This window comes from Rahnella aquatilis CIP 78.65 = ATCC 33071 (assembly GCF_000241955.1).
Taxonomy (GTDB): Bacteria; Pseudomonadota; Gammaproteobacteria; order Enterobacterales; family Enterobacteriaceae; genus Rahnella; species Rahnella aquatilis.
On sequence record NC_016818.1, the window covers coordinates 490,616 to 502,801 of the forward strand.

Here is a 12,186-nt window from a genome sequence, read left to right on the forward strand (position 1 = left end):
GTTTGTTATTTGTACTGCTGGCCCCCTCACTTTCCATGGCAGCGAAGGTGCGTTTGCAACTGGAAGGCCTGGATGGCGATTTAGAAAGGAACGTCCGCGTTCGTTTATCATCCATTCAAAGCGATGAAGTCGGGGCTAACGGACGGTTCCGTGCCCGCGTCAGTGCCGCCATTGAACAGGGTTTACGGCCTCTGGGCTACTATTCGCCGACCATCGATTTTGATTACCGCGAAACACCGCCGCCGGGGCGTCCGGTTTTGATTGCCAAAGTGACGCCGGGGATACCGGTGAAAATCGCGGGCACCAGTGTGGTGATTGAAGGGCAGGCGGACAAAGATAATGAATTCGAACAGCTTAAACAGCGTGATGTGCCTGCAGTGGGGACGATTTTAAACCACGGGACGTACGACAATTTTAAAAGCTCACTGACCGGCATTGCCCTGCGCAAAGGCTATTTTGATGCCACGATGCGTAAAAGCCAGCTTGGCGTCATTGAAGACGAACATAAAGCGTTCTGGGATATTCAGTTCGACAGCGGCGAGCGTTACCGCTTCGGTGAGGTCCATTATCAGGGATCGCAGATCCGTGATGAATATCTGCAAAATCTGGTGCCATTCCATCAGGGTGATTATTACACCACGGCGCAACTGGCTGAGCTTAACCGCCGCCTGTCTGCTACCGGCTGGTTTAACTCCGTTGTCGTGTCCCCGGATTTTACTGATGCCAAAACCACGAAAACCTTACCGCTGAATGCCGTAGTGTCACCGCGCACCGAAAACACCATCGAAACCGGTATCGGTTATTCCACGGATATCGGCCCGCGCGTGACGGCCAACTGGAAGAAACCGTGGGTTAACGATCGCGGCCAGAGTTTTGAAACCTCAACCACGCTCTCCGGCCCGGAGCAGTCTTTAGATCTCAGTTATAAAATTCCGCTGCTGAAATCCCCGCTGGAGCAATATTACCTGGTGCAGGGGGGCTTCAAACGTGAAGACCTGAACGATACCAACTCAGATTCCACCACGGTCAATCTGGCGCGTTATTGGGATCTTTCCAGCGGCTGGCAACATGCGGTCAATCTGCGCTGGAGCCTCGATCACTTTACACAGGGTAGTGTCACCAACACTACCATGCTGATCTACCCGGGCGTCAGTCTCAACCGTACGCGTCAGCGTGGCGGCCTGATGCCAACCTGGGGCGATTCCCAGCGTTATTCTCTCGATGTGTCCAACACCACCTGGGGTTCTGACGTCGATTTTGCGGTGGTTCAGGCGCAAAACGTCTGGATCCGCACGCTGGCGGATAAACACCGCTTTGTGTTCCGTGGCAATCTTGGCTGGATTGAAACCAACGATTTTGACCGTGTACCGCCGTCCCTGCGTTTCTTCGCCGGTGGCGACCGCAGCATCCGCGGCTATAAATACAAATCCATTTCCCCGCGTGATGATGAAGGCAAACTGACAGGGGCGTCGTATCTGGGCACCGGTTCGGTGGAATACCAGTATAACGTGACCGGAAAATGGTGGGGCGCAGTGTTTGTTGATTCCGGTGAAGCGGTTAACGACATCACACAAAACGATTTTAAAACCGGCGCGGGTGTCGGTGTGCGCTGGGCTTCACCGATCGGCCCGGTGAAATTAGATGTTGCCGCTCCGGTGGGTGACAAAGATGAGCATGGATTGCAGTTTTACATCGGCTTGGGTCCGGAATTATGAGTTTATTTAAAAAGATCTGCCTGGGGTTCCTGATTTTCCTGGTGCTGTTAATCAGCCTGGTGGCTTTTCTGGTCGGCACACAAACCGGCCTGCATCTGATGATCAATGGCGCTAACCGCTTTGTGCCGGGGCTGAACATTGCCAGTACCGAAGGTGGATGGCGTGACCTGACGCTGAAAGGCGTGCATTACGAAATGCCGGGTGTAGATGTCAAAGCCGGAGAGTTTCACCTTTCCCTCGATTTCTCCTGCCTGAAAAACAGCGCGCTGTGCGTCAATGCGTTACGGGTGAAAGACGTTAATGTGGTGGTCAATACCAAAGAAATGACGCCGGCCGCCGCCCAACCTGAGCCTGAAAACAACGAGCCGCTGACTAATCTCAGCACGCCGTATCCGATCACGCTGCGTCTGCTGACGCTCGATAACATCAATATTACGCTGGATGACCGGGCGATTTCGCTGGCATCGTTCCGCACAGGCGCGCACTGGGAAGGTCGTGCGATCCAGCTGATGCCGACGCGTATTGGCGGATTGCTGATTGCGCTGCCGAAAACGCCGGTCAGCCCGTTACCGGAAGTGGTACAGGCTGCCCAGGATAAAGCCATCGAAAAAGCCACCGGAAAACCGGCAGAACCGCCAGTGGTGGTGCCGGAGAAACCGCTGGGTGAAACATTGCAGGCGTTGTTCGCCAAACCGCTGTTGCCTGAGTTACCGGATTTCCGTCTGCCGGTCGATCTGAATATTCAGCAAATTCTCGCCGAAAACCTGCGCCTCACCGGTGACACCGATGTACTGATCACCCGTTTCGAGCTGAAAGCCAGTACGCAAAATCAGAGTGTGAAGCTGGACAAACTGATGGTGCGCTCGCCGCAAGGTTCCGTGGATGGTGTGGGACAGGCGACACTGAACCAGAACTGGCCGGTTGATATGACCGTCAATACCGCCGTGAATATCGATCCGCTTAAAGGGGAGAAAATTAAACTGAAAGTGACGGGCGGTCTGCGCGATAAGCTGGATGTCGGCCTCAATCTTTCCGGTCCGTTGCGTGCTCAGCTGGCCTTACAAACTCAACTGGCGGAAACCGGTTTGCCGCTGGATCTGCAACTTACCAGCGATGCGCTGCAATGGCCGCTGACCGGCACGCCGCAATACCAGGTGAAAGGTTTCAACCTTAACTTGAGCGGTAAAGCGACCGGTTACGCGCTGTCACTGCGTTCCGATTTCAAAGGCGATCAGATCCCGCCTGCCACACTGACGCTTGATGGTAAAGGCAATGTTGAGCAGTTCAGGCTGACCTTGCTGCGTCTGGCGGCGCTGGAAGGGAATACCGATCTGACCGGTGTGGTGGACTGGAGCAAAGCCATCAGCTGGAACAGTGAACTGAAGCTGAGCGGCATTAACACCGCCAGACAGTATCCGGACTGGCCGGCAAAATTACAGGGCAAAATCACCACGCGCGGCAGCCTGTATGGCGGCACGTGGCAGATGCAGATCCCGGTGCTGGATCTGACCGGTAACGTGAAGCAAAACGCTGTTAAAGCGCAGGGTAACGTGCGTGGTAACAGTTACGGTCAGTGGGATATTCCGCAACTGCATCTGGAGCTGGGCCGTAATAATCTGGATGTAAAAGGCACGCTCGGCGATACCTGGGATCTGGACGCCAAAGTGGACGCGCCGCATCTTGACGGCGCATTGCCGGGGCTGGGCGGTGTGGTGAAAGGGATGCTGCAACTGCGGGGTGATCTCAAGGCGCCGAAGCTGCTGGCGGATCTGACCGCGACGGGGCTGAAGTGGCAGGCACTGACGGTGCGGCGCGTGGATATTAAAGGTGATGTCAGCTCCACCGATCAGATCCAGGGCAATCTTGCCGTGCGCGTTCAGCAGCTAAAACAGGATGCGCTGGATATCACCGATATCAATCTCGATGCCAAAGGTAACGAGAAAAAGCATGAACTGACGTTGAAAGTCGACGGCAAACCGGTCTCCGGTCGTCTGGCGCTGAGCGGCAGTTTTGACCGCGCGACTGAGGAATGGAAAGGCAGTATCACCAATACCTTGTTTGATACGCCGGTCGGGCAATGGCGTCTGAATCGTTCGATTGCGCTGGATTACTTCAATAAAGAGCAACGGATCACCGTTGGCCCGCATTGCTGGCAAAATCCAAATGCTGATTTATGTGTGCCGAAAACTATCGATGCCGGTGCCAGCGGGCAGGCGAGCGTGGTGCTCAATCGTTTTGATCTGGCGATGATCAAACCTTTCCTGACCGATGATACGCAACTGAGTGGCGTGTTCAGCGGTAAAGCGGATGTGAGCTGGAAAGCGGAAGGTGGCTTGCCGCAGGCCAGCGTTTCACTGGTGGGCAAGGGCGTGAAAGTACAGCAACGGGTACAGGGCAGCCCGCTGCCGGTGGCGTTTGATACGCTGAACCTGAACGCCGGGCTGAACAATGGCCGTGCAAATCTCGACTGGCTGATTAAAATCACCCACAACGGTCAGCTTGACGGCAGCATCCAGATTGCCGATCCGCAGGGCAAACGTAACCTCAGCGGTAATGTGAATATTGCCCGTATCTCGATGGCCTTGCTGCAACCCGCGCTGATGGACGGTGAAAAAGCCTCGGGTATCTTGAATGCCAATCTGCGCCTCGGCGGAAATGCACAAAAGCCGCTGGTCTTCGGCAAGCTGGCGCTAACCGATGTGGACTTTGACGCGCAATTTATGCCATTTGATATCACCGATGCCAATATCGGCATCAATTTCAATGGCATGTCTTCCATCATGGAAGGGGTAATCAAAACTGCACAGGGTCAGCTTGAGTTGAACGGTAACGCCGACTGGAGTGAACTCAACGCCTGGCGCGCCCGCATCGCGGCCAGAGGCAACAAAGTGCGGGTTTCCGTGCCGCCGATGGTACGTCTGGACGTTTCACCGGATTTAGTGTTTGATGCCACGCCGCAGTTGTTCTCGCTAAACGGAACGGTAGATATTCCGTGGGCGCGCATTACGGTGCAGGAACTGCCGGAAAGCGCGGTGGGCGTGTCGTCGGATGAAGTCATGCTCAACGATCAGCGTCAGCCGATTGCACCAGCTTCTGCCTCTATTCCGATCAACAGCAATCTGATGGTGAACATTGGTAAAGATGTTCGCCTCGATGCCTTTGGCCTGAAAGCCCGGCTGGAAGGCGCATTGAAAGTGGCACAGGATAGCCGCGGTCTGGGGCTGAACGGGCAAATTAATATTCCGTCCGGGCGCTTCCATGCCTACGGGCAGGATCTGATTGTGCGTAAAGGTCAGTTGCTGTTCTCCGGCCCGGCGGATCAGCCGCTACTGAATCTGGAAGCGATCCGTAACCCGGACGCGACAGAAAACGATGTAGTGGCCGGTTTGAGAGTGACCGGTGAAGCCGATGCACCTAAACTTGAAATATTCTCAGATCCGGCGATGTCGCAGCAGGAAGCCTTGTCCTACCTGCTTCGCGGGCAAGGATTAGACAACTCCGGAGGTGACAGCGGTGCAATGACCTCCGCTCTTATCGGGTTAGGGGTTGCGCAAAGTGGTAAACTTGTGGGTAAAATCGGCGAGGCATTCGGTGTCAGCAATCTGGCGCTGGATACTCAGGGCGTGGGAGACAGCTCCCAGGTCGTGGTCAGTGGTTATGTTTTACCGGGTTTACAGGTGAAATACGGCGTCGGGATATTCGACTCTCTGGCAACGCTCACCCTGCGCTACCGGTTGATGCCCAAACTTTACCTGCAGGCTGTATCGGGCATCGATCAGGCATTGGATTTGCTCTATCAGTTTGAGTTTTAATTCATGTGACTTTTACTATACGAATATAAACATGCGAATAATTGTTTACGGTAGCTTACGACGCAAGCAAGGCAACAGTCATTGGATGACGAATGCTCAATGGTTGGGTGACCATGAGCTGGAAGGTTACGCCTTGTATAATCTGGGCCACTATCCTGCTGTTATACCTGGGGAAGGCAAAGTCTATTGCGAAGTTTACCGCATTAACTCGTCCATCATGGCTGAGTTAGATGAGCTGAAAAGTAATACGAAAGATTATCGTCGTGAGCTGATTTCGACACCTTATGGCAGCGCCTGGATTTACCTCTACATTCGCTCACTGGATGGTGTGCCGAGAATTGAGGGTGGCGACTGGGTTAAGCGTAACGAAGCAGTAAGTGAGTAATCTGAGCAAGGTCGTCTTAAAATAATCGTTGTCTGACAGCGCTTAATACATAAAAAAACACCGCCATCCGGCGGTGTTTTTTTATTCGAACGGCGGTCGTTCAAACGGCGGAAAACTTATTTGTTTTTAGCACGTTCGAAAGAAGTCACGATTTCAGCTTTTGCCGCAGCAGCATCAGCCCAGCCGTCAACTTTGACCCATTTGCCTTTTTCCAGCGCTTTATATTGCTCGAAGAAGTGGGTGATCTGCCCGCGCAGCAGTTCTGGCAGGTCGTTCACATCTTTGATGTGATCATATTCTTTGCTCAGTTTGGTGTGCGGAACGGCAACCAGTTTCGCATCTTCACCGGCTTCGTCGGTCATTTTCAGCATACCGACAGGGCGGCAACGGATCACAGAACCAGGTTGCAGCGGGTATGGAGTGGGCACCAGAACGTCAACCGGGTCGCCATCCAGAGACAGCGTGTGGTTGATGTAACCGTAGTTGCACGGATAGAACATCGCAGTAGACATGAAACGGTCTACAAACAGTGCGCCGGTATCTTTGTCTACTTCGTACTTGATTGGGTCTGCGTTTGCAGGAATTTCGATCACTACGTAGATATCTTCTGGCAGTTCTTTGCCTGCCGGCACATTCAGTAAGCTCATTGTTGGTTTCCTTCGTTGAACCAGGAATAGAGTGCTGCACATTATAGCCAACTCTCCCGCGATTTCCCGCCCTTTTCGTCGAATCGTGTGCGTGCATTTCCCGGCATGACCTGCTGTTCAACCTCGGCTAAATCTTCCGTATTGGCAGTAAAATTTCCTTATCTGCCACTTTTCCGCGTAACTGCCTGTATTTGCTTTTCTTATCAAGATATTCAGGCGATTGCCGATAACAATATTCAAACAAAAAATCAGGATTAACCTGATCCCTACCCATCTGAAGTATCTCCTTTTCACCTGAATGGCTGGATAACACCGTATGTTGAATAAGTTGAGCGTAAAAGCCGGTCTGATTGGCCTGCTGGTATTTATGACGTTGATTCTTTTGCTGGTGAGCGTACTGGGTGCAAATGCCATCCGGCAAAGTGCGGTTTCTCTGCAACAAATTAATCAGCTTCAGGGCGATGAACTCGGTTCACTGGCCGACAGCTACAGTTTCTCGCTGCGCACGCGTGTCGCCAGCGGCGTGGCGGTGCGACAGCTGGAAATTGGCATGATGGATGATGCGAAAAATACAGCGGACCGCATTGGCGGTTATATTAAGCAAGCCGATACCGATCTGGCGAAATTTGTCAGCATCCAGGATGATACTCAGCAAGGCAGAGATTTATCCGACGCGGTGAAGAAAACCTACGATGCCTATAAAGCTCACGGTTTAATGCCGTTACTGGCCGCAATTCAGGCGCAAAGTGCAGACGGTTATTACGATGTGCTGGAAAACAAAATCACGCCTTACAGCAATGCTTATGATAAAGCGCTGGCGGATTTCCGTGCCTACGCCGTCGATAACACCAATAAGCGCATCGAACAGGCTCGCGCCAATGCGCGTATCCAGCTGACAATCATTGCTATTAGCTTCATCATTACGCTGATTATCGCCGTGCTGGCGTGGTTCGCGTTGCAAAAAATCATTATGCACCCGCTGAGATTCTCCATCGCGCAGCTGGAATACATCGCCCAAGGCGATCTGACCCATGAAATCGATGATTCCCGTAATAACGAAATGGGGCGTCTGCTGAAAGCGATGAAGCAAATGCAGGATTCGCTGGCGCTTTCTGTTGGACGCGTACGCGATGCCGGGAATCAGATAGATGTCGGTTCCCGCGAACTGGCTGCCGGTAACGTCCATCTGGCGCAGCGTACCGAAGAATCCGCCGCATCGCTGGAGGAAACTGCCGCGAGCATGGAGCAACTGACCTCAACCGTTCGCATGAATGCCGCGAACTCTGACCAGGCCAATCAGCTGGCGCAAAGCGTGTCAGTGATTGCCAATAAAGGCAGCGAAGTCGTCCATCAGGTCATGGATAAAATGCAGGGCATTACGGAGAGCTCAAAACGTATCGGCGACATTATTACGGTCATTGACGGCATTGCCTTCCAGACCAATATTTTGGCACTGAATGCAGCAGTCGAAGCTGCGCGGGCAGGCGAGCAGGGGCGTGGTTTTGCGGTGGTGGCAGGTGAAGTGCGAAGCCTGGCGCAGCGAAGTGCGCAATCAGCTAAAGAGATTAAAGAGCTGATCGTGGATTCGGAAAACCGGGTTTCTGAAGGTTCGGACATGGTGAAATCGGCCGCAGATACCATGTTGGAAATCTCCAGCGAAGTGACGCGTGTGACCAGCCTGATGCGTGAGATTACTATCGCGACGACAGAACAAACGCACGGCATCGAACAGGTGAACGTGGCGATTACGCAGATGGATCAGGTGGCGCAGCAAAATGCCGCGCTGGTGGAACAGGCAACAGCGGCCACGCGTTCGCTGGAAGAGCAGGCGCAGTTACTGGCAAAAAGCATGGCGGTATTTAAACTCAATCGTGCCGATCAGTTCTGAAAATAGAAATCCTGAGCGGTAAACAATAAAAAAGGTGGCTCAGAAAGCCACCTTTTTACGTTTGGGTCAATGCTAAGCTACACCGGTATCACATTCATTCTTTGATGATTTTTGATGCGTATTTCGGTTATTCATCAGGGAACTGGGCGATAAAGCGTTCCGCGTCTTCCACCATTGAACTGTTACCCACAAAGAATGGTGCACGTTCATGCAGTTTCTGCGGGATGATATCCAGGATACGGTTTTTACCGTCACTGGCTTTACCGCCTGCCTGCTCAGCCAGAAAAGCCATCGGGTTGCATTCATACAGCAGACGCAGTTTTCCGTTCGGATGACTGGCCGTGCTTGGATAAATATAAATGCCACCTTTCAGCAGGTTGCGGTGGAAATCTGCCACCAGCGAGCCGATATAGCGTGAGGTGTAAGGGCGTTGCGTCGCTTCATCCTGTTCCTGGCAATACTTGATATATTTTTTAACGCCAAGCGGGAATTTGATGTAGTTACCTTCGTTGATCGAGTACATATTGCCCTTTTCAGGGAAACAGACTTTTTCGTGAGAGAGGCAGAAAACACCAAGTGAAGGATCGTAGGTAAAGGCATGTACGCCCGCGCCGGTGGTGTAAACGAGCATGGTGGAAGAACCATACACCACATAACCTGCGGCGACCTGGCGGTTCCCCGGTTGCAGGAAGTCAGCTTCCGTTACCGGCTGGCCCAGCGGAGTAGTCCGGCGGTAAATCGAGAAAATTGTCCCGACAGAGACGTTAACGTCAATGTTTGAAGAACCATCCAGCGGATCCATCAAAATGACGTATTTTGCATTTTCTGCCCGTTCGCCTTCGAAAATGACAATCTCATCTTCTTCTTCTGACGCGATACCGGCAATTTCACCACGCGCCTTCATAGCGGCTTTTAATTTTTCATTTGCGTACAGATCAAGTTTCATCTGCACTTCACCCTGCACATTCTCGGCACCACTGGTACCCAGAATGTCGACCAGACCCGCTTTGTTGATATCACGGTGAATGATTTTAGCGCCAAGTTTTATTGCTGAAAGTAACGCTGTCAGTTCACCAGTTGCATGTGGAAAATCTTGCTGCTTCTCAACAATAAATTCGCCTAACGTTTTCATGACACTTTCCCTGAATCGAGGATAGATAACGGTACGTTAATAAAAATTTCACAAGAACGTGAGCAGTTTAGCCCAAATATATGGACGAATCATAGGCAAATCCATTTCTTCTGGAGGATTCTGAGCGTTAGAATAGCGGCTGACTTAAAGGCATTAATGGAAAATATATGCGCATTCATATTCTTGGGATTTGCGGCACGTTTATGGGCGGGCTGGCGATGCTGGCACGTGCACAGGGGCATCAGGTAACCGGTTCGGACGATAACGTTTATCCACCGATGAGTACGCTGCTGGAAAATCAGGGGATCGACCTGATCCAGGGGTACGATCCTGCCCAGTTAGATCCTCAGCCTGATCTGGTGATCATCGGCAACGCGATGACGCGCGGTAATCCTTGCGTCGAAGCCGTGCTGGAGCTTGGGATCCCCTATGTTTCTGGCCCGCAATGGTTACATGACCATGTTCTGCCAGAGCGCTGGGTCATTGCCGTTGCGGGGACGCACGGTAAAACCACCACTGCCGGTATGGTAACGTGGATCCTCGAAGCCTGCGGTTATGAACCGGGCTACGTCATTGGCGGTGTTCCGGGTAATTTCGAGGTGTCTGCGCGTCTGGGCAACAGCCCGTTTATGGTGCTGGAAGCCGATGAATACGACTGTGCGTTCTTCGATAAACGCTCCAAATTTGTTCATTACAGCCCGCGTACGTTGATCCTCAACAACCTCGAATTCGACCATGCGGATATCTTTGATGATCTGAAAGCGATTCAGAAACAGTTCCACCATCTGGTACGTCTGGTGCCGGGCAAGGGAAAAATTATTCTGCCCGAGCACGACACGCCTCTGAAACAGGTGATGGCAATGGGGTGCTGGAGTGAGCAGGAATTTGTCGGTGATGCTGAAAATTGTGTGTGGGATGCGAAGAAACTGACGCCAGATTCCAGCACTTTCGAGGTTTATCTGCGCGGTGAAGTGGTCGGGCAGGTGAACTGGAGTCTGGTGGGTGAGCACAACATGCATAACGGCCTGATGGCGATTGCTGCTGCACGCCATGTGGGTGTGAAGCCGGAAGATGCCTGTAAGGCATTGGGCGATTTCATTAATGCCCGCCGCCGTCTTGAATTACGCGGCGTAGAAAATGATGTCAGCGTGTACGACGATTTTGCTCACCATCCGACGGCTATTCTGGCGACGCTTTCTGCATTGCGCAGCAAAGTTGGCGGGACTGCGCGCATTCTTGCGGTTCTCGAACCTCGCTCAAATACCATGAAAATGGGGATGAGTAAGAATGAACTGGCACCGTCACTGGGCCGTGCTGATGAGGTTTTCCTGTTACAACCCCAGCACATTCCCTGGCAGGTGGCCGAAGTGGCTGAACATTGTATTCAGCCTGCTCACTGGAGCGCAGACGTCGATTCGCTGGTGGATATGGTGATTAAGGCCTCGCAGCCGGGCGATCATATTCTGGTGATGAGCAACGGCGGTTTTGGTGGCATCCACGGAAAACTGCTGACGGCACTGGCCGCAAAAGCGCAGGCTGTGCCAGAGTTGTAAAACCGTAAGTTGTAAAACCGTAAATTGATGAAACCAGGCACAGCTCCGGCTGTGCTTTTTTTTGCCTTTTACTGGCGGAGGGGCAGATTTAAGGCAAAAAAAAGCCCTCAAAAAATGAGGGCCAAAGGGTGTCGTCGGACAGGACGACGAGGGTATCGTTAGCCGGAGAGCAAGGCAGTGGCAGTGTCAGCTCTCCTTCCAGCCTCAACAGCGCAGTAGTTTTTCGCTGTATTTCTTCGAACAGTGGCTGTTGAAACCCGGTAGCGCTAATTAAAAATACTCAAACAGTGGCTTTGTATCAGGGAGTTATGCAGAAATCTTACTGATAGATTTCTGCGGTTGCATGATAAGCGCCGTCGTTATGGGCTTCTATCACGCGGAAAGATTTAGCGCCTTTGTTGTCAGCTTTATCAGACAGTTGCTGGCGGATATCGGTCGGAACGCCATCGACGCCGCTGACGCTGATTGTACCCATAGGCTGTAAATTTTCTGCCTGCTGGTTTGTGACAAGCTGTGCGGCCGAAGCACCAAAAGAAACAGCAGATAACAGGCTAAAAGCGGCGATAGCAGTAATAATTTTCATGATAGTTTCCTGAATATACAGACGTTGATGCTTTTCATCAGAGAGCAACGTCGATTGAAATCTGGATTTATCAGGGCTGTAGTATCGGGGTTCAGGAGCGCGTAAAGCGTGCGGGAACGTAGATGGTGCAGTGACAAATCCTTCTTAAGTGCGCCTTGCACTGGCCTGAGTCATTCAGGCCCCTTCGCTTCGTTTACCCGAACTTATTGGTAAATTTCTGCGGTCGCGTGGTAGTTACCTTCTTCACGAGCTTCGATAACACGGAACGCTTTAGCCCCTTTGGCATCGGCTTTATCTGACAATGCCTGACGGATATCTGATGGGGCACCGGCGACGCCGCTGACGCTGATCATCCCGGCAGGTTGCATTGCTGAGGCTTGCTCTTGTGTAACAGGTTGTGCTGCAAAAACGCCAAATGACAATGCAGAGAGAATGCTTAATGTTGCGATTGTAGTTTTAACTTTCATGATT

The 12,186-nt window shown here is 52.2% G+C and carries 9 protein-coding genes; 5 read left to right on the forward strand and 4 right to left on the reverse strand.

Going from position 1 to position 12,186, the window contains the following annotated elements; translation table 11 throughout:
- Positions 1 to 35 precede the first annotated feature (35 nt).
- From tamA to RAHAQ2_RS02330, 3 genes are read left to right on the forward strand one after another with little or no spacing between them, the layout of a single operon-like run.
- The gene (tamA, locus tag RAHAQ2_RS02320) at positions 36 to 1,715 is read left to right on the forward strand and encodes an autotransporter assembly complex protein TamA (RefSeq protein ID WP_377432037.1); all 1,680 of its coding nucleotides are present in this window, start codon (positions 36 to 38) and stop codon (positions 1,713 to 1,715) included.
- Complete coding sequence (tamB, locus tag RAHAQ2_RS02325) at positions 1,712 to 5,527, forward strand: autotransporter assembly complex protein TamB (protein ID WP_014333678.1); 3,816 nt, start codon at positions 1,712 to 1,714, stop codon at positions 5,525 to 5,527. The genes tamA and tamB overlap by 4 nt, the downstream gene beginning before the upstream one ends.
- A gap of 31 nt (positions 5,528 to 5,558) precedes the next feature.
- Positions 5,559 to 5,912 (forward strand): gamma-glutamylcyclotransferase family protein, encoded by a 354-nt coding sequence (locus tag RAHAQ2_RS02330; protein ID WP_013573790.1) that lies wholly within the window; start codon positions 5,559 to 5,561, stop codon positions 5,910 to 5,912.
- A 116-nt stretch (positions 5,913 to 6,028) separates the two neighbouring features.
- Here RAHAQ2_RS02330 and ppa read toward each other — a convergent pair whose 3' ends face one another.
- Positions 6,029 to 6,559, reverse strand: coding sequence for an inorganic diphosphatase (gene ppa, locus RAHAQ2_RS02335; RefSeq protein ID WP_013573791.1), 531 nt, complete (start codon positions 6,557 to 6,559; stop codon positions 6,029 to 6,031).
- 316 nt (positions 6,560 to 6,875) lie between these two features.
- Between ppa and RAHAQ2_RS02340 the strand changes: the two genes are divergently transcribed.
- Positions 6,876 to 8,447, forward strand: a complete 1,572-nt coding sequence (locus RAHAQ2_RS02340) for a methyl-accepting chemotaxis protein (protein ID WP_014333680.1) — start codon at positions 6,876 to 6,878, stop codon at positions 8,445 to 8,447.
- Between the two features lie 127 nt (positions 8,448 to 8,574).
- Here the strand turns inward: RAHAQ2_RS02340 and fbp are convergent, their stop codons facing one another.
- The gene (gene fbp, locus RAHAQ2_RS02345) at positions 8,575 to 9,579 is read right to left on the reverse strand and encodes a class 1 fructose-bisphosphatase (protein WP_014333681.1); all 1,005 of its coding nucleotides are present in this window, start codon (positions 9,577 to 9,579) and stop codon (positions 8,575 to 8,577) included.
- 167 nt (positions 9,580 to 9,746) lie between these two features.
- On the opposite strand from fbp, the gene mpl reads away from it, so the two are divergent.
- On the forward strand, positions 9,747 to 11,132 hold the full coding sequence (gene mpl / locus RAHAQ2_RS02350; protein WP_014333682.1) for a UDP-N-acetylmuramate:L-alanyl-gamma-D-glutamyl-meso-diaminopimelate ligase: 1,386 nt from the start codon (positions 9,747 to 9,749) through the stop codon (positions 11,130 to 11,132).
- A gap of 319 nt (positions 11,133 to 11,451) precedes the next feature.
- On the opposite strand, the gene yhcN (RAHAQ2_RS02355) is transcribed toward mpl, so the two are convergent.
- Together yhcN (RAHAQ2_RS02355) and yhcN (RAHAQ2_RS02360) are read right to left on the reverse strand one after the other, a co-directional pair.
- A complete protein-coding gene (gene yhcN, locus RAHAQ2_RS02355; RefSeq protein WP_014333683.1) occupies positions 11,452 to 11,715 on the reverse strand; it encodes a peroxide/acid stress response protein YhcN in 264 nt (87 codons plus the stop codon).
- A gap of 203 nt (positions 11,716 to 11,918) precedes the next feature.
- A complete protein-coding gene (gene yhcN, locus RAHAQ2_RS02360) occupies positions 11,919 to 12,182 on the reverse strand; it encodes a peroxide/acid stress response protein YhcN (protein WP_014333684.1) in 264 nt (87 codons plus the stop codon).
- Between the last annotated feature and the right edge of the window lie 4 nt (positions 12,183 to 12,186).